This is a genomic window from Collinsella aerofaciens (assembly GCF_028209395.1).
GTDB classification, from domain to species: domain Bacteria; phylum Actinomycetota; class Coriobacteriia; order Coriobacteriales; family Coriobacteriaceae; genus Collinsella; species Collinsella aerofaciens_AZ.
The window spans coordinates 1-23,771 of record NZ_JAQLDQ010000028.1 but is presented as its reverse complement, the minus strand read 5'-3'; the positions used below and the strand labels follow the sequence as shown (position 1 = coordinate 23,771).

At 61.0% G+C, this 23,771-nt stretch carries 19 protein-coding genes, 5 tRNA genes and 1 pseudogene; 4 read left to right on the top strand and 21 right to left on the bottom strand.

The window, feature by feature from the left end; translation table 11 throughout:
• From PMW67_RS08810 to rpsF, 14 genes and pseudogenes are all read right to left on the bottom strand, one after another.
• A pseudogene (locus PMW67_RS08810) lies at window positions 1–422 on the bottom strand (IS21 family transposase); the annotation flags it as partial.
• A gap of 301 nt (window positions 423–723) precedes the next feature.
• The gene (locus PMW67_RS08805) at window positions 724–1,509 is read right to left on the bottom strand and encodes an IS256 family transposase (RefSeq protein ID WP_271739516.1); all 786 of its coding nucleotides are present in this window, start codon (window positions 1,507–1,509) and stop codon (window positions 724–726) included.
• Between the two features lie 610 nt (window positions 1,510–2,119).
• On the bottom strand, window positions 2,120–5,434 hold the full coding sequence (gene carB, locus PMW67_RS08800) for a carbamoyl-phosphate synthase large subunit (RefSeq protein WP_271739515.1): 3,315 nt from the start codon (window positions 5,432–5,434) through the stop codon (window positions 2,120–2,122).
• A gap of 1 nt (window position 5,435) precedes the next feature.
• Complete coding sequence (carA, locus tag PMW67_RS08795; RefSeq protein WP_271739514.1) at window positions 5,436–6,881, bottom strand: glutamine-hydrolyzing carbamoyl-phosphate synthase small subunit; 1,446 nt, start codon at window positions 6,879–6,881, stop codon at window positions 5,436–5,438.
• Window positions 6,882–7,087: 206 nt separating this feature from the next.
• A complete protein-coding gene (locus PMW67_RS08790; protein WP_006235822.1) occupies window positions 7,088–8,053 on the bottom strand; it encodes a hypothetical protein in 966 nt (321 codons plus the stop codon).
• A gap of 19 nt (window positions 8,054–8,072) precedes the next feature.
• Entirely contained in the window at window positions 8,073–9,845 is a 1,773-nt protein-coding gene (locus PMW67_RS08785) for an ABC transporter ATP-binding protein (protein WP_271739512.1), read from the bottom strand.
• Window positions 9,846–9,927: 82 nt separating this feature from the next.
• Window positions 9,928–10,623 carry an NUDIX domain-containing protein gene (locus PMW67_RS08780; RefSeq protein WP_195568396.1) on the bottom strand — a complete coding sequence of 232 codons (696 nt, stop codon included), beginning with the start codon at window positions 10,621–10,623 and terminating at the stop codon, window positions 9,928–9,930.
• Window positions 10,624–10,644: 21 nt separating this feature from the next.
• Window positions 10,645–11,949, bottom strand: a complete 1,305-nt coding sequence (gene purD / locus PMW67_RS08775; protein WP_161160905.1) for a phosphoribosylamine--glycine ligase — start codon at window positions 11,947–11,949, stop codon at window positions 10,645–10,647.
• Window positions 11,950–12,067: 118 nt separating this feature from the next.
• On the bottom strand, window positions 12,068–13,354 hold the full coding sequence (locus PMW67_RS08770; RefSeq protein ID WP_271739509.1) for an adenylosuccinate synthase: 1,287 nt from the start codon (window positions 13,352–13,354) through the stop codon (window positions 12,068–12,070).
• A gap of 93 nt (window positions 13,355–13,447) precedes the next feature.
• The gene (gene dnaB, locus PMW67_RS08765; protein ID WP_006235827.1) at window positions 13,448–14,845 is read right to left on the bottom strand and encodes a replicative DNA helicase; all 1,398 of its coding nucleotides are present in this window, start codon (window positions 14,843–14,845) and stop codon (window positions 13,448–13,450) included.
• A gap of 218 nt (window positions 14,846–15,063) precedes the next feature.
• A complete protein-coding gene (rplI, locus tag PMW67_RS08760; protein WP_022094073.1) occupies window positions 15,064–15,603 on the bottom strand; it encodes a 50S ribosomal protein L9 in 540 nt (179 codons plus the stop codon).
• Window positions 15,604–15,618: 15 nt separating this feature from the next.
• Complete coding sequence (gene rpsR / locus PMW67_RS08755) at window positions 15,619–15,885, bottom strand: 30S ribosomal protein S18 (protein WP_006235829.1); 267 nt, start codon at window positions 15,883–15,885, stop codon at window positions 15,619–15,621.
• A 72-nt stretch (window positions 15,886–15,957) separates the two neighbouring features.
• A complete protein-coding gene (locus PMW67_RS08750) occupies window positions 15,958–16,410 on the bottom strand; it encodes a single-stranded DNA-binding protein (protein WP_006235830.1) in 453 nt (150 codons plus the stop codon).
• 48 nt (window positions 16,411–16,458) lie between these two features.
• Window positions 16,459–16,752 (bottom strand): 30S ribosomal protein S6, encoded by a 294-nt coding sequence (gene rpsF, locus PMW67_RS08745; protein ID WP_117564024.1) that lies wholly within the window; start codon window positions 16,750–16,752, stop codon window positions 16,459–16,461.
• A 504-nt stretch (window positions 16,753–17,256) separates the two neighbouring features.
• Between rpsF and PMW67_RS08740 the strand changes: the two genes are divergently transcribed.
• The 4 genes from PMW67_RS08740 to PMW67_RS08725 all read left to right on the top strand — a co-directional run bounded on the left by PMW67_RS08740 (window position 17,257) and on the right by PMW67_RS08725 (window position 19,856).
• Window positions 17,257–17,347 (top strand) — tRNA-Ser (locus PMW67_RS08740).
• Window positions 17,348–17,395: 48 nt separating this feature from the next.
• Window positions 17,396–17,486: transfer RNA gene (locus tag PMW67_RS08735), tRNA-Ser, on the top strand.
• A gap of 428 nt (window positions 17,487–17,914) precedes the next feature.
• On the top strand, window positions 17,915–18,604 hold the full coding sequence (locus tag PMW67_RS08730; protein ID WP_271739507.1) for a trimeric intracellular cation channel family protein: 690 nt from the start codon (window positions 17,915–17,917) through the stop codon (window positions 18,602–18,604).
• 106 nt (window positions 18,605–18,710) lie between these two features.
• Complete coding sequence (locus tag PMW67_RS08725; protein WP_271739505.1) at window positions 18,711–19,856, top strand: DUF8173 domain-containing protein; 1,146 nt, start codon at window positions 18,711–18,713, stop codon at window positions 19,854–19,856.
• A 129-nt stretch (window positions 19,857–19,985) separates the two neighbouring features.
• Here PMW67_RS08725 and typA read toward each other — a convergent pair whose 3' ends face one another.
• The 7 genes from typA to PMW67_RS08690 all read right to left on the bottom strand — a co-directional run bounded on the left by typA (window position 19,986) and on the right by PMW67_RS08690 (window position 23,771).
• A complete protein-coding gene (typA, locus tag PMW67_RS08720) occupies window positions 19,986–21,824 on the bottom strand; it encodes a translational GTPase TypA (RefSeq protein ID WP_271739503.1) in 1,839 nt (612 codons plus the stop codon).
• Window positions 21,825–21,941: 117 nt separating this feature from the next.
• Window positions 21,942–22,391: a hypothetical protein gene (locus PMW67_RS08715; RefSeq protein ID WP_089572580.1), complete on the bottom strand. Its 450-nt coding sequence runs from the start codon at window positions 22,389–22,391 to the stop codon at window positions 21,942–21,944.
• A gap of 30 nt (window positions 22,392–22,421) precedes the next feature.
• Entirely contained in the window at window positions 22,422–22,811 is a 390-nt protein-coding gene (locus PMW67_RS08710; RefSeq protein WP_117584034.1) for a hypothetical protein, read from the bottom strand.
• Complete coding sequence (locus tag PMW67_RS08705) at window positions 22,812–23,312, bottom strand: bifunctional nuclease family protein (protein ID WP_117806592.1); 501 nt, start codon at window positions 23,310–23,312, stop codon at window positions 22,812–22,814.
• 158 nt (window positions 23,313–23,470) lie between these two features.
• A tRNA-Ile gene (locus tag PMW67_RS08700) sits at window positions 23,471–23,547 on the bottom strand.
• Window positions 23,548–23,551: 4 nt separating this feature from the next.
• Window positions 23,552–23,627 (bottom strand) — tRNA-Ala (locus PMW67_RS08695).
• A gap of 67 nt (window positions 23,628–23,694) precedes the next feature.
• A tRNA-Ile gene (locus PMW67_RS08690) sits at window positions 23,695–23,771 on the bottom strand.

Genomic DNA, 23,771 nt, shown 5'->3' with positions numbered 1-23,771 from the left:
AACACGTTGAACTCGAACAGCTCGCCGTCGCGGTTCGCCATCTTGACGGACTCCTTCCAGTCGAACTGCAGCTGCAGTCCGGGCGGCGTCTCGAAGCGCGGGTGCGGCTCCGGGCCGCCGGAGGCCCCGACGGCGATGCCGTTCTTGCGCATGAACTGGGTGAAGGCGTTGTAGCCGGCCAGGTTCTCGCCGGGATACCTGTGCAGCAGCCACTCGTGGATGCCCTTCTTGGTGACCCCCGGCAGCTGCGCCTTGGCGGCCCTGTCGCCGCGCCCGTCGTGGGGCCGCCCGCCCTCGGCCCTCCAGTACGACGCCACGGTGTGCCTGTCCTTGCCGTAGCGCTTCGCTATGTCGCTGAAGTTGGGCTTTATGCCCGCTTCCCTGTACATGTCCAACTCTCCGATCAGGTTCTTCTCCGCCACGGCCCGCTCCTCCCGAAAGCATCGTTCGCTCGTCGATCGAAGCGTAAGCCCCGGCGTTGGTGGAAATGGTGAAAATGCGTTGGCGCAAATGGCGGGATTGCGTTGGCATGATTGGTTGTTGAGCGTTGGTCAAAATGGTTGTTTTTACAGTAGCGCTAACAGGGCGCCGCCTCGGCCCACACGCAGCGCGCGAGGTCGGGGTCGTCCTGGTAGACCGCGGCGTGCACGAGCTCCCTGACGGCCGCCTTGGAGTCCTCGGGCCTGCCCGAGCAGGCGCTCTGGAGGTTGCGCTGCAGGTGCGTCACGCAGCGCTGCCAGGCGCAGCCTGGAACAGCCGCGAGACGGCGGCCACGAGCCCGGCGTGGCTGTCGGAGACCACGAGGCGCACGCCGGACAGCCCGCGCTCGCGCAGCCCGCCGAGGAATTCCGCCCAGGAGTCCTCGCTCTCGGTGTCGACCACGTCGCAGCCCGGGAAGTGCTTGCGCCCGTCGGCGCCCAGCCCGATCGCGGTCACGACGCCCTGCGAGACGACCGACGAGCCGACCCTGCAGCTCATGTAGGTGGCGTCGAGCCACAGGTAGCGGCACGGCGTGCCCGACAGGTCGCGGCGGCGGAACTCCGCCACCTCGGCGTCGAGGTCGGAGCAGAGTCTCGAGACCTCCGAGCTCGACAGCGAGGATATGCCCAGCTTGGACGCCACGCGCTCGACCTTGCGGGTGGACACGCCGCACACGTACATCTCCTGCACGATGGCGGCCACCGAGGTGTCGACGCGCGACCATCGCGCGAGCATGCCCTCGGGGTAGTAGGTGCCGTGCCTGAGCTTGGGTATCTCGAGCTCCACGTCGCCCACGGCGGTCTTGAGCGACCTGGGGCGGTAGCCGTTGCGGCTGTTCCCCCTGCCGTCGCTGCGCTCGTTGCGGCTCGCGCCGCACATCTGCTGGGCCTCGGAGTCCATCAGCGCGTTCATCACGCCGCCCAGCACCCTGCACGCGAACTCGCGCGCGTCGCCGCACTCCTGCCAAAGCCTCGCCGCCTCGAGGGCCTCGTCGCGGCCGAGGCGCAGTACACTCTCTTCTTGGGGCATCGCCTTTCCTTCCATTCGTCACCTTCATTACTCCAACGACGAATTCTAGGCGGTGTCCCCTCCCTTTCAAGAAAGAAAAGAGGCGGGGCATGCCCCGCCTCTTACACCACATCTCTGCGCGCTACCGGTGGTGGACAGTTAGTTCAGATACGTATTATTTGGCCGTGCCAATTGGCATTAATGGATTGGTTTGGAGCCACTTTGGACCCAATAATGGGCTATTCTCGCCCTTGAGCGAGCGCCTCTGTCGGCCCAGAAGGCCAAAAACGGCTCATTTGACCCCAAATCGACCTTCGTCAGCCTTTAAAAAAATACGTATCTGAACTAACTGTCCAGGGACATGTCTCCCCCATAGCAAAAAGTCTCTTGGCGAATGAAAATTCGCCAAGAGACCCCATACAAAACGTGGGCTCTGTCGTTCGAATGAACGACAGAGCCCACGCTCACTTTTTATTCAGCCCTAGTCATCGCGCAAAGCCCCTTCGGCAGCACACGGTGCTACCGAGTCACCGCAGGCCGGGGCGGGAGGCGGTCCTTTCTCTCGGAAAACTTCGCGAAGCCCAGTTTCCGAGAGAAAGCGTCCGCCTCCCGCCCCGGCCGACCGGGTCAACTACACCGTGTGCTGCGGCAGGTCCTGCAGGGCGATGACGTCCATGCCCATGTCGTTGGCGCTACCGTGACCCTGCTGGTCCTCACGCACCGCCTCGATGGCGCTCACGTACGTGTTGGCGGCAGACATCGCGGTCACGCAGGTCACGCCGCGGCGCACGGCCTCGGTGCGCAGAAGGTAGCCGTCGCCACGAGAACCCGAGCCATACGGCGTATTGACGATCACCGCGATCTTGCCGTCGGCGATCAGGTCGCCGATGTTGGGACGCTCGCCGTCGTGCGGGCCGCTAATCTTCTCCACGACCTCGCACGTCACGTTGCCGCCACGCAGCACGCGCGCCGTACCCTCGGTGGAGCAGATATCAAAGCCCAGGTAGCGCAGGATACGCGCGACCGAAAGGATATGTCGCTTGTCGCGGTCGCACACGCTGATGAACACCTTGCCGGCGCTCGGGTCGGGCAGCTTGTAGTCGATCGCCAGCTGCGTCTTGGCGTATGCCTCGGGATAGCTCTTGGCGATACCCATGACCTCGCCCGTCGACTTCATCTCGGGCCCCAGGATAACGTCGGCGCCCGGGAAACGGCCCCAGGGCATAACGGCTTCCTTCATGCAGAACCAGTCCAGCTGACGCTCGTCGCTCGGCAGGCCCAGGCTGGCGATGGAATCGCCTGCCATGATACGCGCCGCGCACTTGGCCAGCGGCACGCCGGTGGCCTTGGAGATGAACGGCACGGTACGGCTGGCACGCGGGTTGGCCTCGATCACGTAGACGGTCTCGCCCTTGATGGCATACTGCACGTTGACCAGGCCACGTACGCCCAGCGCCATCGCGATGCGGCGTGTGGTCTCGCGAAGCTTTGCCTGCAGGCTCTCGCTAAAGCTGAACGGCGGGATGCAGGTCGCAGAGTCGCCGGAGTGAATACCGGCCTCCTCGATATGCTCCAGAATGCCGCCGATGTAGACCTCTTCGCCATCGCACAGGGCGTCGACATCGGACTCGATCGCGCCCTCCAAGAAGCGGTCCAGATACACCGGGTAGTCGGGGCTAATGCGCGCAGCCTCGGCCATGTAATCGCGCAGATGCTCGGCATCGTAGGCAATCATCATGCCGCGGCCGCCCAGCACGTAGCTCGGACGCACCAGCAGCGGGTAGCCAATGTGCGCGGCTACGGCCTCGGCCTCCTCAAACGAGGTGGCCTGGCCCGCCGGCGGGTACATGATGCCCAGCTTGTCGAGCAGGGCGGCGAAGCGCTCGCGGTCCTCGGCAAAATCGATGGCATCGGGCTTGGTGCCCATGATGTTCACGCCGCTCTCCTCGAGCATGCGCGCCAGCTTAAGCGGGGTCTGGCCGCCAAGCGTCACCACGACGCCATCGGGGCGCTCAACATCGATAACGTCCATGACGTCCTCGTAGGTGAGCGGCTCAAAGTACAGGCGGTCGGACGTGTCGTAGTCGGTCGAGACGGTCTCGGGATTGCAGTTGACCATGATGGTCTCAAAGCCGCGGGCTGCCAGCGCGTAGCTCGCGTGCACGCAGCAGTAATCGAACTCGATACCCTGGCCAATGCGGTTGGGGCCGGCGCCCAGGATCATCGCCTTGGGCTTGTCCGCCGGCGTGGTCTCGTCGGGAGCCACGCACTTCTTGGCATCCGGACTCGTGCGGTAGATGTTCTCGTACGTCTTGTAGTGGTACTCCGTGGCGCTCGAGAACTCCGCAGCGCAGGTATCGACCGTCTTCATGCTGGGAACCACGCCCAGGCCCTTGCGATAGGCGCGCACAAAGCGCTCGTCCGAGCTGGTCAGCGCGGCGATCTCGGCGTCGCTCGTGCCGTACTGCTTGAGCAGACGCATCGCGTCGGCGTCGATATCCTCCACACGCAGGCCGCGGATGCTCTCCTGGACCTGCACCATGTCGTTGATGCGGTTGAGATACCACGGATCGATACCGCAGATGGCATGGATGCGCGCGATGTCCCAGCCACGACGCAGGGCCTCGACCACAAAGAAGATGCGGTGCTCGGTCGGCGTTGCCACGGCTTGAGCGAGCTCATCGTCGCTCAGCTTGTCGGCACCTTCCTTGCCACCGGCACAAATGCCCTGATGCCCGTCCTCCAGCGAACGCATGGCCTTGCCAAAGGCCTCCTCAAAGGTGCGGCCGATCGCCATGATCTCGCCCACGGCCTTCATGCGCGTGGTGAGCGTGGGGTCGGTACCCTTGAACTTCTCGAAGGCAAAGCGCGGCACCTTGACCACACAGTAGTCGATCGTGGGCTCAAAGCAGGCGGGCGTTGCCTTGGTAATGTCGTTGACGATCTCGTCGAGTGTGTAGCCCACGGCAAGGCGCGCGGCGGCCTTAGCGATGGGGAAACCCGTAGCCTTGGAGGCCAGCGCGGACGAACGACTCACGCGCGGGTTCATCTCGATGACGATCAGGCGGCCGGTCTGGGGGTTCACGGCAAACTGCACGTTGGAGCCGCCGGTCTCGACGCCGATCTTCTCCAGAATGGCAAGCGACGCGACACGCATGCGCTGATACTCAAGGTCGGAGAGCGTCTGCGCCGGCGCCACAGTGATGGAGTCGCCGGTATGCACGCCCATGGGGTCGAGGTTCTCGATGGAGCACACGATGATGCCGTTGCCGGCGTGGTCACGCATGACCTCCATCTCGTACTCTTTCCAACCCTCGATGGACTCCTCGACCAGCACCTCGTGGGCAGGCGAGAGTTCAAGGCCCTGGCTCACGATGGAGACGAGCTCCTCGTGGGTATGCGCGATGCCGCCGCCGGCGCCGCCCAGGGTAAAGCTCGGACGCAGCACGCAGGGATATCCCACGCGGTCGGCGATAGCCTCGGCGTCAGCCACGCTGTAGGCATAGCCCGAGCGCGCGACCTCCAGGCCGATCTCGGCCATGGCCTCGTTAAAGAGTTTGCGGTCCTCGCCGCGCTCGATGGCGGCCAGGTCGCAGCCGATCATCTCGACGCCGTACTTGTCCAGCGTGCCGTCTTTCGCCAGCTCGACGGCGGCGTTCAGACCGGTCTGGCCGCCCAGCGTGGGCAGCAGCGCGTCCGGGCGCTCTTTCTTGATTACGCGCTCGATAAACTCGGCGGTGATGGGCTCGACATAGGTGCGGTCGGCAAGACCCGGGTCGGTCATGATGGTCGCCGGGTTGGAGTTGACCAGGATGACCTCAAAACCATCCTCCTTGAGCACCTTGCAGGCCTGGGCGCCGGAGTAGTCGAACTCGCAGGCCTGGCCGATAACGATGGGGCCCGAACCAATAACGAGGATGCGCTTGATGTCAGTACGTTTCGGCATGTTAGTTCTCCTCGGTCTCGGTCGCAGCGGAACCATTGTCGGCAAAGTTCCAGCCCTGCAGGCGGTCCTTCGCGGTGTCGATGTCCAGGTAGTTCTCCTCGCCGTCCATGAGTCGCGTAAAGGCGGTAAAGAGATAGTGGGCATCGGTGGGTCCGGGCGAGGCCTCGGGGTGGTACTGCACCGAGAAGCACGGCGCGTCGAGCAGCTGGATGCCCTCGGCGGTGCCGTCGTTGAGGTTCACATGCGTCAGGCGAATGCGGCCGAAGCGCTCGTTCATCACGACTGGCGCGATGCCGCGGCGCACCCAGACGCGCAGATCCCCATCGGCCGCATGCTCGGTCTCGCCGCCGGAAAACTCGGGGACAAGCTTGCCCAAGCTGGGGAACAGCAGACCAAAGCCATGGTTTTGCGCGGTAATCTCCACGCGACGGCTTACCAGGTTCATGACCGGCTGGTTGCCACCGCGGTGACCGAACTTAAGCTTTTCCATCTGAGCGCCGCAGGCCAGGCTGATCATCTGGTGACCAAGACAAATACCAAAGACCGGCACCTTGCCGATCAGCTGCTGCACCTGCTCGTAGGTCTCCACCACGGCGTCGGGGTCGCCGGGACCATTGGACAAAAAGACGCCATCGGGATTCATGTCGAGCACCTCACTCGCGGGCGTATCCCACGGCACGACGGTAAGGTCGCAGCCGGCGCGGACCAGACCCTCCAGAATGCCGCGCTTCACACCGCAGTCGTAGGCGACCACTTTGTGACGGGCAGGAGCGGCAGCCGTAAGCGCAAAGTCATGCGTGGCAGGCAGGTCGGCGGCCACAAACTCGTGAGGTACGGGGCAACTTACGGTCTTGACCAGGTTCTCGCCTACCAGCGTGGGCGCTGCGGCCAGACGCTCGGCAAGCTCGTCGACGTCGAAGATCTCGGTCGAAATAATGCCCATCTTGGAACCATTGTCGCGCAGGTGGCGCACCAGGGCGCGAGTGTCGACACCCTCGATAGCGACGATGCCGTGAGCGCGCAGGTACTCCGGCACGCTGACGGCCGAGCGCCAGTTAGAAGGCGTGGCGCACATGTCGCGAACGATCATGCCGCGCATGGTCGGAGCGCTCGCAGGGCGCACGGCGTCGCCGGGGAAGGCCGACTGGACGTCGGTCTCGTCGATACCGTAGTTGCCGATCTGCGGATAGGTCATGGTTACGATTTGGCCGGCATAACTCGGGTCGGTCATGACCTCAAAGTAGCCCTCGAGCGAGGTGTTGAAACAAACTTCGCCGGTCGCGGTGCCCTCGGCGCCGCATGCACGTCCATAAAAAATGGTCCCATCCTCAAGATACAGGATGCAGGGACCGCAGGTGCCCTTGCTGGTTTTGGCCAGCATACGCTGGCAAAGCTCGCTAGGCGCGAAGGTGCGGGCGGCAGCGCCCGCGGTATGGTTGTTCGCCATAATTCTCCTTCCCGGTCTCACAGGACCGGCTTAAAGGTGTGTAGTTAGGCCTCGCGGTATTGTAACCGCAAGCATGCCTCATGGCGTTAATTTCATCGAAATGTTTACGAAATGATAATTATGACTTTCTATGCATAATGTTTTTTAATCCCCGTCCCAAAAAAATCATCCCGCGGGGCTTGTGGCTCACGCGGGATGATGGCGTCTTATTTTTTCTTGTCCTGCTCCAGCAGTTCGGACGGTGTGCGATCGGGCTTGCCGCCGCGGAAAATCTCGCGGCCATGCAGACGATGCTCCAGGTCACGTTCGGCCTTTTCCTCGTCAATCTTGGTCTGGCTAACCACCGGGTCCTCAATCAACGACGACACCGAGTTCACCTGCTTCTGAATGCGTTCGGCGATGGTGTCATCCATACTCACGATGCGCATCTTCCAGTCGATACTCGTGGCGTTGGATGAGCTCTTGGTCCACACGAACGTCAAAATGGCGCTCTGGTGGCCCCGCGCGGGGAACATGCCAAAGAAGGAATCGTGCTGAATGTTGCTATCCTCGTCGATATAGGCGTGAACGTTATACACCACGCGGTCGATCTTATCGTTGAGCAACGCGTTGGTCGCAAGCGCCGCGGCCTGAATCTGCCCGTTGGACAGCAGCTCGAGCTCGTTGGCGGACGATGTGTCCAACACCGTCACCTCGACCGTGCCCGTGCGTTCATCGGCTTCATCGACGGTGAAGTCGAGCGGGAACTGCGTAAAGCCGTTGCCCCATTCAAGTCCACCCTTGAGCGCGGTCGAAACGGTATCGACCGAAACGCTCTCGGACAGGTTGGCGGTGTTCAGACGACGCATCACGCCGTAGCCAATCTGCATGCCCACGATCAGCACCAAAATACCGATGACCACGGCCATCGCGGTCTTCGTAATGGTATGGCTCACCTGCGAGCCCGAAGGATCGTCCTCGGACAGCGGGTCGATATGTTTTGCCTGGCTCGCGCGGTCCTCGCTGCGCAGCTGCGCTAGCGCCGCTTTGTCACCGCGCTTGGCCGCAGCCTCCTTCTCACGCATGCGCTCGGTACGCTTTTTGGCGAGCGTGGGATCCAAGACGCCGGATGCATCGATTTCGGAGAATAACTCCGTCACTTCTTCCGGAGTCAAAGGGTTCTTGTCAGCCATAAACTTCCTGTCATATCAATCAGTCGAGCTCGTGCGCACGCGCACCTTCGAACTGCATTCGATAGTAACGGGCATAGGTGCCGCCACGGGCGAGAAGCTCCTCGTGCGTGCCACGCTCCACAACGCGACCATGCTCAACGGTCGCAATCTCATCGGCATGCTTAATGGTCGAAAGACGGTGGGCGATAATAATCGTGGTGCGGCCGCGTGCCAGCTCTTCGAGTGACTCCTGCACCGCCTCCTCGCTCTCGTTATCCAAAGCACTCGTCGCCTCGTCCAAAATCAGGATCTTGGGGTTCTTGAGAAACACGCGCGCGATGGCAACGCGCTGCTTCTGTCCGCCCGAAAGACGGCTGCCGCGCTCGCCCACCACGGTGTCGTAGCCCTGCGGAAGCGATTCGATAAAGGTATCGATATTGGCGCGGCGGGCCGCCTCGGCGATCTCTTCCGCCGTAGCGCCCGGCTTGCCGTAGGCGATGTTCTCGCCAATCGTACCGTCAAACAGATAGACATCCTGCTGCACCAGGCCGATGGCGCGGCGCAGGCTCTGCTGCGTCACATCGCGCACGTCCTGACCGTCGATGCTAATGGATCCGGTAGCCACGTCATAAAAGCGCGGCAGCAGCGAACAGGTCGTGGACTTGCCGCCGCCCGAAGGGCCAACCAAAGCGATGGTCTGCCCGGGCTTGATGGACAGGTCCATATGGTCGATAACGGGACGCTCGTCGGCATAGCCCTCGCCCAGCTCGACATCCTCGTAGTTAAAGCACACGTCGTGATACTCCACGGCGCCGGCAGTCACCTGCAGATCCGTAGCGCCCGGCTTGTCCTGGATATCCGGCGCGGTCGAGAGCACCTCGTCCATACGCTTAAAGCCGGCGATGGCCTTCTGATACGTTTCGGCCGAATTGACGAGCGTCTCGAGCGGCGTGCAGAACAGCGAAATATAGAGTGCAAAGGTCGCCATATCGACCGCCTGCAGCTGTCCCTGGGCGACCAGCCAGCCGCCCAGCAGCACCACGATCACATAGAGCACACCCGAGAGCAGGCCATACGTCGCGGTATAGACGCCCATGGCGTGATACATGTTCTCCTTGGACAAAAGGTAGCGGTCGTTAGAGGCACGGAACTTGGCACGCTCGGTCTCCTCGTTGGCAAAGCTCTTGACCACGCGCATGCCCGCCAGAGAATCCTGCAGCTGTGCATTAATGCCGCTGATCTTCTTGCGGTTGTCGCTAAAGACCTCGCGCATGCGCATGTTCTGCCAAAACATGACGACCGCAAACGCCGCCGTCACCACGGCCATGGCAAGCGCCAGCACCGGAGCGATGGTAAAGAGGATCACAAACGAGCCGATAATCTCGATACCGCAGATGATGATCCACTCGGGTACGTGATGCGCCGCCTCGCAGATATCGAACAGGTCGTTGACCACGCGGCTCATCATGTCACCCGAGCTGTTGCGGTCGAAGTACGCAAAGCTAAAGCGCTCATACTGGTCGAACAGGTCCTCGCGCATTTTGGACTCCATGCGCGCGCCCATCACGTGGCCCCAATAGCTCACAAAGTAGCGGCAGGCGCAGCGGACGGCATACATCAGCACCAAGCCCACCGCGATCATGCCGAGCGCCTGCATAATGGCAGCCTGACCCTGAGTAAATAGCCCACCGGTCAAATTACGCAGAATAATAGGAAAAGCAAGGTCAATGGCGGCAAGCACCAGAGCACAAACAGTATCAGCAACAAAAAGCCCCATCTGGGGCTCGTAATACGAAAGAAACCTCTTCAGCATGTGATCCTCAAAGAAATATCAGCAACGTAAGGCCCTGGGACAAAGCAATCAGTAGTACTTGTCCCAGGGCTATCCCCACTCGTTAAAGCTCCGTGCCCCCAAGGCGGTGTGCGATGCTGTCGCAGGCCAAGGCGCCCACGACGGTCTTGGCGTCTTCGATCTTGCCGTCGAGTACGGCGTCGATCAGCTCATGCAGCGGCACCAGGTCCACGTTGACAAACTCGTCATCATCGGGGTTGGGCGCATCAAACTCGAGCTTGGTAGCCAAGTAGATGTGGATAATCTCATCGCAAAAACCACAGGACGTGACAATCGACGTCAAAAAGCGAATGCGACCAGCCCTAAAGCCCGTCTCCTCATGCAGCTCGCGCTTGGCGCAATCGAGCGGGTCCTCGCCTGGATCGAGCTTGCCGGCGGGAATCTCGACCGTCACGCGGTCGATGGCGGTGCGGTACTGACGCACCAGTACGATCTTGCCGCTCTCGGTCAGTGCCACAACAGCCGCCGCACCCGGATGGCGAACGATATCGCGGGCGCTGCGGCGACCGTTGGGCAGCTCAACCTCAAGACGGTGGACGTCGAGAATCTTGCCCTTCCAGGCGCACTCCTCCGAAAGAATCTTCTCGTGCAGCTCGGCATCGTGCGGGTCGTCATCGCCCAGCACCAGCGCCGGCTCGTCAGCGACCTCGCCACCAGGCTCGCCCTCGGCGTGCCCATACACGCGGCTGTCCTCTTCGACGATCTGCGCGTCCACGAGCTCTTCGTTCTTCTCGTCCATCCGTCTCATTCCTCTCGGATTTTAGGCATCCCAGGCGTCGCGGCCGCGCAGCGCGCGCAGGCCGATGTCGTGACGCAGGGTCTTGCCCTCAAAATCAATCTTCTCGCAGGCCTCGTAGGCAAGGTTGCGGGCGTTCTCAAACGTATCGCCCAGCGCGGTCACGGCAAGCACGCGGCCACCATTGGTCACGAGCTGGCCGTCCACCACGGCAGTGCCCGCGTGGTACACGGTCACGTTCTCCATGGCCTCGGCATCGGCGATACCGGTAATGACCTTGCCTTTCTCGTAGCTGCCGGGATAACCCGCGCTCGTCAGGACAACGGCCACGGCCCACTCGTCGCGCCAGTCGAGTTCAATCTGATCGAGCTCGCAGTTGGCGCAGGCGAGCATGACCTCGACCAGGTCGTTCTTAAGGCGCGGCAGAACGACCTGCGTCTCGGGGTCGCCAAAGCGGGCATTGAACTCCAGCACCTTGGGGCCGGCAGGCGTGAGCATAAAGCCGCCGTACAGGCAGCCGCGGTAGTCGATACCCTCGGCAGCGAGCTCGGCCACGGTCTGCTCCATGACCTTCACCATGGTGGCGTGCTCCTCATCGGTCACGATGGGCACCGGGCTGTAGACGCCCATGCCACCGGTGTTGGGGCCCTTGTCGCCCTCGAGTGCACGCTTGTGGTCCTGCGAGGTGGCCATGGGGCGCACGGTCTTGCCGTCGGTAAAGGCCAGCAGCGAGCACTCGGGACCAACGAGCATCTCCTCGATGACCACGGTATTGCCGGCATCGCCAAAGGTGCCGCCAAAGCACTCGCGCACGGCCTCCTCGGCCTGCTCAAGTTCGGTCGCCACGATAACGCCCTTGCCCGCGGCAAGGCCGTCGGCCTTCACGACCAGCGGGGCGCCCTGCTCGCGCACGTAGGCGAGAGCCGAAGCCTCGTCGGTAAACGAACCATAGGCTGCCGTCGGAATGCCCGCACGCTCCATGAGCTGCTTGGAGAACAGCTTGGAGCCCTCCATCTGGGCGCCCTCGGCACCCGGGCCAAAGCAGGGAATACCCGCCGCGCGCACGGCGTCGGCCACGCCCGCCACGAGCGGAGCCTCGGGGCCAATTACCACGAGTCCGCATCCGTGGCTCTGCGCAAACGCCGCCACGGCCGCAGGATCGCAGTCGTCGAGAACAACGTTCTCGCCGCAGCTCGCGGTGCCGCCGTTACCCGGCGCGATGTAGAGCTTGCCGGCGCGCGGTGATGCTGCGAGCTTAGCTGCCAAAGCATGCTCACGGCCGCCGCTGCCCAACAACAGGATGTCGATGGTTTGAGTGTCCGCCTTCAAGGGTGCCTCCTCTATGGATGAACGGCCCGCTCCGCGCGAGCCCTTTGCAAGCAAATATACCCCTCGGCCGCCCGTCCGGGCTGCAAAGGGGTATATCGCAATAACCAAATAGTCCCGATTACTTCCAGAATCGGTTGATGATCTGCTCGCGACCAGCGCCAACGCCAATGAACGTCACGCGGGTGTGTGCCAGATCCTCGATAAACGCCACGTAGTCCTGAGCCTCCTGCGGCAGCTCGTCAAAGCTGCGGCAACCGGTGATATCGCACTTCCAGCCAGGGAGCTCCTCGTAGATGGGCTTGGCATGCTCAAAGCGCACCTGATGCTCGGGCACGCTGGTGTAGCGCTCGCCATCGACGTCGTAGGCCACGCACACCTTGATGGTGTCGAAGGCCGAAAGCACGTCGAGCTTGGTCACGGCGATGTCGGTGAGGCCGTTGACGCGCGAGGCATAGTTGGCGATAGGGCCGTCGAACCAGCCGCAACGACGACGGCGACCGGTGGTCACGCCGTACTCATAGCCCTCCTCGGTCAGCGTGTGACCGGCCTCGGACTCATAGGAAAGCTCGGTGGGCATGGGGCCCGAACCGACGCGGGTGATATAGGCCTTCATGACACCCAGCACGCGGTCGACGTTCTTCATGCCCACGCCGGAGCCGGTGATGGCGCCGCCAGCGGTGCAGTTAGAAGACGTCACGTACGGATAGGTGCCGTGGTCGATGTCGAGCAGCGTCGCCTGGGCGCCCTCGAACAGCAGGTCCTTGCCCTCGTCGATCATGTTGTTGAGCAGCAGGCTCGTCTCGGTGATGTAGGGGCGCAGGCGCTCGGCCATGGGCAGGTACTCGTCGCAGATCTGGTCCACGGTGTAGGTGGGCAGGTGGTAGATGAGCTCGAGCTCGGGATTCACGCGGGCAAGAGCGGTCTCCAGCTTGTCACGGAACAGCGCCTCGTCCAGCATGTCCTGCATGCGCAGGCCGATGCGGGCCATCTTGTCCTGGTAGCACGGACCGATGCCGCGCTTGGTGGTACCGATGTTCTTCTTGCCGAGCTTCTGCTCAAAAGCACCATCCAGATCGATGTGGTACGGCATGATGACATGCGCGTTGCCGCTAATCTTGAGGTTCTTGGTGGTGATGCCGTCGGCCTCGAACATGTCAATCTCTTCAAGGACAACCTTGGGGTTGACGACGCAGCCGTTACCGATCACCGACACATGGTCGGAATACATGATGCCGGAGGGCACCTGGTGCAGGCCGTACTTCTTGCCGTTGACGACGATGGTGTGGCCGGCGTTATTACCACCCGAATAGCGCACGACGGCATCAAAGTCGCCGGCGACCAGGTCGCAAATCTTACCCTTGCCCTCATCGCCCCACTGGGCACCGACCAAAACGGTTGACGGCATGTTTACTCCTTACATTCATGGACTGTCTACGTGCCACGCCGGCACGCAGAAGCACAAAACATTCCCAGTATACCCGTGCAACGGGTGCCTGTCCTACTCCTCGGCATGTGCCCCATCAAGCTCATAGAACTTCGTGGATGCCGGCAGGAACATCAGGTCGACGTCGCCGATCGGGCCCGAACGGTTCTTGGCCACGACGATACGCGTAACGCCCTCGTCGGGTCGATCGTCGCGCGAGGCTTCGGCCTCGTCGGCGGAGCGGTCCAAGAACATAACGATATCGGCGTCCTGCTCGATGGAGCCCGATTCACGAAGGTCGGAAAGCTGCGGGCGCTTGCCGGTACGGGATTCGACCTGACGCGAGAGCTGCGACAGCGCGATGAGCGGGATCTTGAGCTCCTTGGCCATGATCTTCAGACCACGCGACATCTCGGAGACCTCGACGGTACGGCTCTCGGAGCGGCGTCCCGGCGGAGGACTCACCAGCTGCAGGTAGTCCAGGATGATGATAGCTTTCTCCTTGTTGTGGAGCATGCGGCGGCTCTTGGCGCGAATCTCGGTCACTGTGGTGCCGGGCGTATCGTCAATCAGAATATCGAGCTTGGACAAGGTCTGCGTGGCCTCGTTGATATTTGCCCACTGCTCGGGGCTAATGCGGCCCATGCGGAAGTCACTGATCGAGATCATGGCGTAGGCGCAAATCAGACGCTGGGCAATTTCCTTGCCCGACATCTCCAGCGAGAAGAAGCCGACGGTATAACCGGCAGCGGCAGCGTTGAGCGCCAGATTCAGGGCGAACGACGTCTTACCCACAGCAGGGCGGGCGCCGATGATGATGAGCTGGCCCTCGCGAAAACCCATGAGCATGCGGTCGAGCGACGGGAAGCCCGTGGGCACGCCCGCAGCCTGGCCGCCTGCCTGGCACACTTCCTCGGCCTCGTTATAGGCCTCGACCATAAACTCGGTCAGCGTCTTGTAGCTCGACTTGACCTCGCGCGCCGTGACCTTGAGCAACTTGCTCTCGGCCAGCTCCACGACCTCTTTGGTATCGGTGGGAGCGTTATAGGCCAGCGCGTTGATCTCGTTGGTGGCGCCGATCAGCTCACGCAGCATCGAATCGCGGCGAACGATAGCGGCATGGTGCTGCCAGTTGACGAGCGACAGGGTCTGACCCATCAACTCCAAAATGTAGGCCTCGCCGCCCACGGCATCAAGCTTGTTGATGCTTCGCAGGTAATCGATCAGCGAGATGGAGTCGATGGGAATGCGGCTGTTGTACATATCGACCATCGCGGTATAGATGGTCTTATGAATGGGCCGGTAGAAGTCATCGGGCTGCAGCTCGACCTGGGCCTCTTCGACCACCTCGGGCGATAGCAGCATAGCGGCCAGTACATTGGCCTCTGCATCTTGGTTTTGGGGAAGACCCAACTTGGAGCCGCGGTCCTCAACCGTCAGCCCGGTCTCCCTATCGTCATATGCCATGAGCATCCTCATTCATATCGCTTGCGAGCATCCATAGTATCAGCCACGGTCCCAAAACGCGCCGCGCGCCGCCAATCATCACCGAACCAAACGGATGAACGGTCCTGTATATAGGACTTCGACGCAACGTTCACCATGAAACTCACTCAGCGCAAAAAACAAAAGGGCGCCCTGGTTTCCCAGAGCGCCCTTCTTAGAACAAGATTGTTGCGTTGCAGCAAATGCTACTCGGCAGCAGCCTCAGTCTCGACCTCGGCGGTCTCGGCCTCGGCGACCTCAGCGGCCTCCTCGACCTCAGCCTCGGCAGCGAGCTCCTCGGCGGTAACGCCGACGAGAACGACAACCTCGGCCTTGATCTCGCGGTACAGCGAGATGGCAACGGTGTGGGCACCGGCAACCTTGATGGGCTTACCGAGCTCGACGCGCTTGCGGTCGATGTCCATACCGAGCTGAGCCTTGATGGCGTCAGCGATCATAGCGGCGGTAACGGAGCCAAAGAGGATGCCCTCGTCGCCGACCTTGACGTCAACGGTGACCGTCTTGCCCTCGAAGGCAGCCTTGGTCTCGTTGGCGGTAGCCAGACGGACGGCCTCGCGCTTGGCGATGTTGTTGCGACGCTCGTCAAGCTGCTTGAGGTTGCCCTTGGTGGCGGCAACAGCGAGCTTCTTGGGGAACAGGAAGTTCTCAGCGTAACCCTGAGCGACCTCTACGACGTCACCCTCGCCGCCCTTGCCCTTGATCTCATCGAGAAGAATAACCTTCATGATGCGTCTCCCTTCTTAGCCGCGGTCGCGGTTGCCACGAGAGGAAACCACGGGGACGGTGTACGGCAGGAGTGCCATCTCGCGGGCGCGCTTGATGGCATTGGCGATGTCATGCTGATGCTGCGTGCAAGCGCCAGTGACGCGACGGGGCTTGATCTTGCCACGGTCGGTCATGTACTTACGGAGAAGCTGAGTGTCCTTATAGTCGATGAACTCAGTGTTCTCCTTGCAGAACTGGCAGTACTTACGACGCGGCTGACGTGCAGAAAAATCATTAGCCATGTCAAAATACCTTTCATTTGGCAACTTCGGCGAACCGAAGCCGCCTCTCACTCAAAAATAGGTGAACAACCCTTAGAACGGGATGTCCTCATCGTAGACGTCGACCGCGGGCGGCGTAGCCACCGGTGCGGCAGGACGTGCTGCGGGCGCGGGAGCTGCGGGGGCGTAACCACCCTGATCGTAGCCACCCTGGCCACCACGGGAGCTCATAAACTCGATCTCATCGACGATGACCTCAAGCTTGCTCCGGCGCTGGCCGTCGCGCTCCCAAGAGCTGTAGCGCAGCTTGCCCTCGATCGCGACCTTGTTTCCCTTTGCCAGGAAACGGCTCACGGCCTCGGCGCGGGTGCCGAACATAGTGCAGTCGACAAAGTTGGGATAGTCCTCCCACTCGCCAGTCTGCGCGTTACGGCGACGATCGTTGACGGCGACGCCAAAGGACAGAACCTGGGTTCCGCCGGCGGTGGCGCGCAGCTCGGGATCGCGGGTGAGGTTACCGGTGATGTTCACTCGATTGATGCTCATAACTCACTACTTCCTCTTGGGGCACAAGCCCAGTCCAAAACGACAGTCTTACTCCTGGTCGTCGCGACGGACGATCATGTGGCGGACCACAGCGTCGGTGATGCGCAGGATGCGATCAAGCTCGGCGATCTGGGTAGGATCTGCGTGGAAGTTGATGAGGGTGTAGTCACCATCGGTGAGGTCGTTGATCTCGTAGGCGAGCTTGCGCTTGCCCCAGTCGTCAACGGAGTCGACCTTGCCAGCGCCCTCAGCGATCGTGGTATCGATACGCTTCATAACAGCGAGACGAGTCTCGGGGTCGAGCGACGGGTCAACAAAGAACAGCAGTTCATAAGCCTTCATATTGTCACCTCCTCTGGGCAAATGTGGCTTCAGGTCGTGAAGGTGCGCCTGAAGCAGGAAAAGACTTGGTAATAATATCTTTCAACCTCCTAGGCCGCAAGAATATGCAGCTACAACCTCATGACCTCCACATATGCCCATACTCGCACGACGTTTCATGCGTCTTCCAACCAAATGCTGACCAAGTGCTTGACGGATTTGTGGACAAGATACGGTGCCGCGGGGACAAGCTGAGCCAAGCCACAGGTCAACGGGCACAAGGCTGTGGTCGCAAAATGCATACCAGTGGTCCACAGCGCCACCCAAAGATTTTTAAATTCATTGCCAAGTCGCTTATGAATACCCCTTTTGAACAATTGAGTTAATCAACCACGCTGGTCGGAATCCGTTTTTTGGCACCTCAAACCCCACTGCAACGACAAGCGCGGCCAAGCGTTTTAAAAAATGCCAACTTTTCTGTTTGCACTTTGCGGTTCCTCGTGTATACTGACTTTCGCATTTAACGGAGAGTTGTCCGAGTGGCCGAAGGAGCACGATTGGAAATCGTGTAGGCGTCAAAAGCGTCTCCAGGGTTCAAATCCCTGACTCTCCGCCAGTTAATTCCAAAGCAGGCCTTCGAGCCTGCTTTGTTTTTACCCCACGCGGAGGGGTGGCAGAGTGGTTGAATGCGGCGGTCTCGAAAACCGTTTGGCCTGTATAAGGTCACGAGGGTTCGAATCCCTCCTCCTCCGCCATTTTGGTTGAGAAAGCTCCCGAAAACGGGGGCTTTTTTGTTTAGAGTCCCTTACAAGCAAATACGGCGGAGGAGGAGGGATTCGAACCCGTCAGGACGCGGAGCGTAAAGAAAACGCGCCAGTGGCGCGTTTTTAGCGCAGCGCGGTCGGCGCAAGCCGACCGAATAAATTTTGAGCTCCGCTCAAAATTTGGACATCCCTCCTATTCAGCCACGTCCCCCATTGCTTTCGATTTCACCTTGAATCTCAAACATGTACGTCACCCTCCAAAACCGACATTTTTCGAAATCTTTGAAGGCTGATGTACATGTTTGGTACCCATGACCGTTCCCAGTCCCGACCGTTTACCGAGCAATAGGGTCACCACGCCCGCCAACCATGTACTATGTACGGGCATTGTCTAAACCCGCAACCAAAAGGACCCCATCTTGCCCGTCGTCGCCGCTATGACCGTTACCTCACACGCCACGGATGCCATGGTCGCCATCCCGTTTTGGCTCGAAATGTTCGCCGTCGTCGCGGCTTCAATCTCGGGCGTGTTGGTCGCGCGCGAGCACAAACTCGACCTGGTGGGTGCAGTTGCGCTCGCCGTGGTCTGTGGCTTGGGCGGCGGTCTTTTACGCGACATGACGCTGCAGGTGGGCAACGTCTACATCCTCAACCAGCCAATGGCGCTGCCGCTTTCCATTGCCACGGCAGCCATCATCTATATTTTCCCGGCAATCGTCGACAAGCCCGAAAAACTCATTCCCCTGCTCGACATCATCTCGGTCGGCATCTACGCCGCCACTGGAGCAGACAAGGCGCTGGTCTACGGCTTTGCACCGGCGGTGTGCATCATGATGGGCTTTTTCACCGCGGTGGGCGGCGGCATGTTGCGCGATGGCTTTATGGGCGTGGTTCCGGGCATTTTCCAACGTACTAACTTTTATGCCATCGCCGCCATCGCCGGATCGACAAGCTATGTGTGTCTCGTTATGAGCGGCATTATGAGCAATGTCGCCGCGCTGGTCGTATGCGTTGTCGTGACCATGGGTCTGCGCTGGCTCTCGCTGCGCTTTGACATCAAAAGCCCCACCGAAGAAGACATCGCGCACTTTTTACATCGCAAAAAGTAGATAGCACGGCACGACCCTTCGAAATGCAACCGAGAGGTTCTTTTAGAGCGCTCGCACGTTGGGTACCCTGTTAGATATATGCCAAGTATCTAACGAAGGATTCACTATGCCTTGCAACCTAGAACCGTCGACCAAGCGCCACAAAGCGCAGGCCCGCATCGCCCTCCTATTCGTACTGATTGCGCTTGCGCTGACCGTACTTCCCACGGCGTCGTTCGCCGGCACGGACACGGCAGGCAACGTACTTGCAACCGACAACGACTCTAATCCGTCCGGTGTCGAGGGCGACCTGTATTGGGCCGGTCAGAGTCTCGAACTGGACGATGTCTCCATCGACCGCGATATCATCGCCGCGGGCGATACCCTCTCGATTCGCGACTGCACGGTGGGCGGCGCCGTCCGCTTGGCGGCGCGCACCATCGACATTGCCAAGACTACGGTTGATGGCAGCGTGACCGTTGCCGGCCAGCATGTCGTTCTCAATTCCGACAGCGCCGCCAACTGTTTTTACGCGATGGGCGAGACGGTTGCCCTGCGCGGCTCTACCAAGTCGGCAGCGCTTGCGGGCGACACGGTGACCATCGATGGCACCGTCGAGGGCGATGTCGAGGTTTGGGCCGACAAACTCATCCTGGGCAAGAACGCCCGCATCACCGGCACCGTGAACGCGCACGTCTCCGAGGACCCCGAGCGTGCCGCGGGAGCCGAGGTCGGTGCCCTCAAGATCGACCGCACCGAGAACGAAGATACTTCCACCGTTAACGATGTCATCGGCGGTATCGTCGCCGCGGCACTCTCGACCTGCTTTGTCGCTCTGCTGCTCGAGCTCGTCTTTCCGCGTGCGACTGTCAGCGCCGCCGGTATGCTCCACCAGTGCCCCATGCCCCTGTGGGTGAGCGGTCTTCTGGGTACGATTGCTGTCGTCCCCGCCGTCCTACTGCTAATTATCTCTATCGCTGGTCTGTCGCTTGCCGGAGCCCTCATGTGCGGTGTTATTGGCATCGCGCTGGTGTCGAGTGCCTTTGCAGGGTGCGCGATCGCGCGCATGGTCGGACACAGCCAGAACCGCTACGCCATGGCGGCCGCCGGCGGCGTGATCGCAGGTGCACTTACGGCAATCCCCCTCGTAGGCGATTTCATCAGCGGCGTGGCCTTTGTCTTCACGCTCGGCTATGTTATCCAGATCATCTGGCGCAACGCTCACCTCAAATCGCAACAGCCGGCTAATACGCCGGAACTCCCCACCGCCTAGCTGCCAACCACCACAAAGGGGACAGGCACCTTTGTGGTGGTGCAAGCGAACCTGTCCCCCTTGCACCAAAAAGGGCGCCGACCATCGCGGTCGACGCCCTTTCTTATTGGCGGTTATAAGCCCCAGCGCTTATTTGTTGACCTGACCGGCACGGACGGCGGCCTTCTTGCGGTCGGTGGCATTGAGCAGACGCTTGCGCAGGCGAATATTCTTGGGAGTGATCTCCACCAGCTCGTCATCGGCGATGTACTCCAGCGCCTCCTCCAGCGAGAAGGTGCGGGGCGGCACCAGCTGCACGGAAATATCGGAGGTCGAGGAACGCTGGTTGCCCAGGTTCTTGGTACGGGCGATGTTGACGACCATGTCGCCGGCCTTGCTGCGCTCGCCCACGATCATGCCCTCGTAACACTCGGTGCCCGGCTCAACAAACAGCTGGCCGCGCTCCTGCAGCGTGCCCAGGGCATAGGCAACGGCCTTCTCGGTGGTCATGGAGATCATGGCACCGTTCTGACGGTTGCCGATCTCGCCGGCGTAGGGACCGTACTCCAGGAAGGTGTGGTAGAACACGCCCTCGCCGTGGGTGACGTTCATGATGCGGTTCTTAAGGCCCATGATGCCACGCGTCGGGATCTTAAACTCAAGGTGCGTCACGATGGCCGAGGTATCCATACTCGTCATGATGCCACCGGAGGTGCCGAAGACCTCAACGACCTTGCCCGAGTACTCGTCCGGGCACTCGACGACGGCCTGCTCGACAGGCTCCATCTTGTTGCCGTTCTCGTCCTTCTTAAACAGAACGCGCGGACGACCGACCTGGAACTCAAAGCCCTCGCGGCGCATGGACTCCATCAGAACGGACAGGTGCAGAATGCCGCGGCCCGAGACCTCGACGCCGCTCTTGTCCTCGAGCTCCTCGATCTTCATGGTCACGTTGTTCTCGGCCTCGTTGAACAGGCGCTCCTTGAGCTGACGGGCACCCACGATGTCGCCGTCACGGCCGACGAGCGGGGAGGTCGAAGCCTCAAAGACGATGGACAGGGTCGGCGGGTCGATCTCGATGGGCTCGAGCTCGACGGGGTTCTCGGGGTCGGTGTAAACATCGCCGATATCGGTGCGGTCGATGCCCACGACGGCGGCGATGTCGCCGGCGCCGACTTCCTGGCACTCGGTGCGGCCCAGGTAGTCGAAGGTAAAGAGCTGCTTGACGGTAGCGGTGGCGCTGGAGCCGTCGTTCTTGACGACCAGGATCTGGTCGCCCTGGTGGATGGTGCCGGAGTACACGCGGCCGATGCCGATACGGCCAACGAAGTTGGAGTGGTCGATGGTCACGCACTGCATGGCCAGCGGGGCGTTCTCATCAACCTCGGGCGCGGGCATATCGTCGATAATCATATCGAGCAGCGGATACATATCCATGTTGCCGTCATTGGGATCGAGGCGGGCAAAGCCGTTGACGCCGCTGGCGTAGATGACGTGCTCCATGGCAAACTCGAGCTGGTCGTCGGTGGCGCCCAGGTCGGCCATAAGGTCGAGGCAGTCGTTGTAGGCCTTCTCGGGGTTAGCACCCGGACGATCAATCTTGTTGATGACGATCATGATCTTAAGGCCGGTGTCGATAGCGTGACGCAGCACAAAGCGGGTCTGGGGCATGGGGCCCTCAAAAGCGTCGACCAGCAGCAGGGCGCCGTCGGCCATACGCAGCACACGCTCGACCTCGCCGCCAAAGTCGGCGTGGCCCGGGGTGTCGATGACGTTGATCTTAACGTCCTTGTACTCGATAGAGATGTTCTTGGCGAGAATCGTAATGCCGCGCTCACGCTCCTGGTCGTTAGAGTCCAGGACGCGGTCCTCGACCTGCTGGTTGGCACGGAAGGCGTCCGTGGCACGCAGGAGCTTGTCGACCATCGTCGTCTTGCCGTGGTCGACGTGGGCGATGATGGCGATGTTCCTCAGATTGTCTACGCGCATGTAGTTCCCCTATCTTCTATCCATATACAAACGGCACGCGTATGCGGCCCGCCCAGCGATACAACGCTCAGCGGGAATATTGAGCCTTTTACCGAAAACTCGTTTATTTTAGCGATTTTAGATAAGAGGGGTTTCCTCACCTGCAGGTTCAGGGTCGCTCCACATAAAACCATCGCCGGCACCCATGCCCTCATACAGCACGTATGCCGAAAAACCGCTCTCGAGCGTGGTTTCGAAGAAGCTCACGAGCAGGGCGTCGTGATAGCCGCCGTCAATTTCGACACAACCGGTGTAGCCGATGGCGTAACGGGCGATGCGGCCCAGCCCCTCGTCCTTAAGACCCATCTTGTGCTCGGAGATAAAGTTGGTGGCAGCCTCGAGGCACGCCTCTTCGCCATCCTCATCGAGCGCCGCCAGATAACGGTTGGAAGCAGCGTCCTCGATCGCCACAACTACGCCCGGATTCTCGCCGGCGGCAAGGTCGTCCAAGAACGCACCAATCAGGTCACACACCATGGCGTCGAGCTCGGCGGAGACGTTACCGGCGTCCTGCATATCCTGTGCCATCTTTAGACCTTCCCATCGAATCCGGCGTCGTTACAGTTCTTGTGCCTCAGCAGCGATCTTGGCGGCAGCGTCGCGGGCGTGCATCATATCCACCGCACGCTTGTCGAGCACCTTGATCTGACTGGTCAGCATTACCGCGTCGACCACGCCCCAGATCACCAGGCCCGTAGAGATCGAAAACCCAAGCGCACCAACTGTACCACGAAGGCGCGAGCAGATTGCCGCGACAAGGGCGGAGATGACAACCATCTTGATAAACGAGCCGCGGCGCTCGCGAAGCGTGCGGGCCTGTGTCACATAGGCGAGGCGGGCCGCCTCGGATGCTTCCGAGCGCATCTGGGCTTCACGCGCGATGGCGGCCGCCTCAGCCGACATGCCGCCGGCCATCAGCGAACGCTCCGCAACCTGGACGCCCCGCATTTAGAAGTCATCGGGGGAGAGCGTATGGACGAACTCGTCGAACTTCTCGAACTCCTGCTCGTCGTCGACTTCCTCGGCATGGGCAGAAACGGTGCCCAGGCGATTCATGATGTCGTCCTCCACAAACATGGGAGCATTGCTGCGCACGGCAAGGGCGATGGCATCGCTGGGGCGGGCATCGATCTTGCGCTCGTCACCATCGGCCAGTACGACAATCGTCGCGTAAAACACCGGCGGCTCGGCGCGAACGATCTCGATGCGCTCGAGTTTGGCGCCCAAGGCGTCAACGGTATCGAGCAACAGGTCATGGGTAATCGGGCGCTCGGCGCGACCGCTATCGATGCCGCGGCTGATGGCAGCAGCTTCAAACGAACCCGTCTGAATGGAAAGGGAACGCAACGGCGCGGGCGAGTCCGATTTGCTGCAGCGCTCGCGAAGCACGATAAGCGATGGCACGGGACCGGCGGCCATGACGATAGTCTCTATGTCGACACGAACCATGGAACACCTCCGGTACGTAGCGGTTAACACGCGGCAGCCCGCCGCATTGAATAGCTATACTACCCAATCTTTCGCACAGCACACAAAACCAAAATGAGATTTATCGCAGACAAGAAAAAAGCCCCGAGGCAACGCCTCAGGGCTCTTCACAGTTTTGATGGTGGACCTGACAAGATTCGAACTTGTGACCTCCCGGTTATCAGCCGGACGCTCTAACCAACTGAGCTACAGGTCCATCATGGTGGAGGTTAGGGGGATCGAACCCCTGACCTCAGGCTTGCAAAGCCCGCGCTCTCCCAGCTGAGCTAAACCCCCACGGAGACAGTAATAAACACCCCAGCGGCGACTCGGCTCTCGCTGGGGTGTTTATTGCGAAAGAAAGTGGTGGACCTGACAAGATTCGAACTTGTGACCTCCCGGTTATCAGCCGGACGCTCTAACCAACTGAGCTACAGGTCC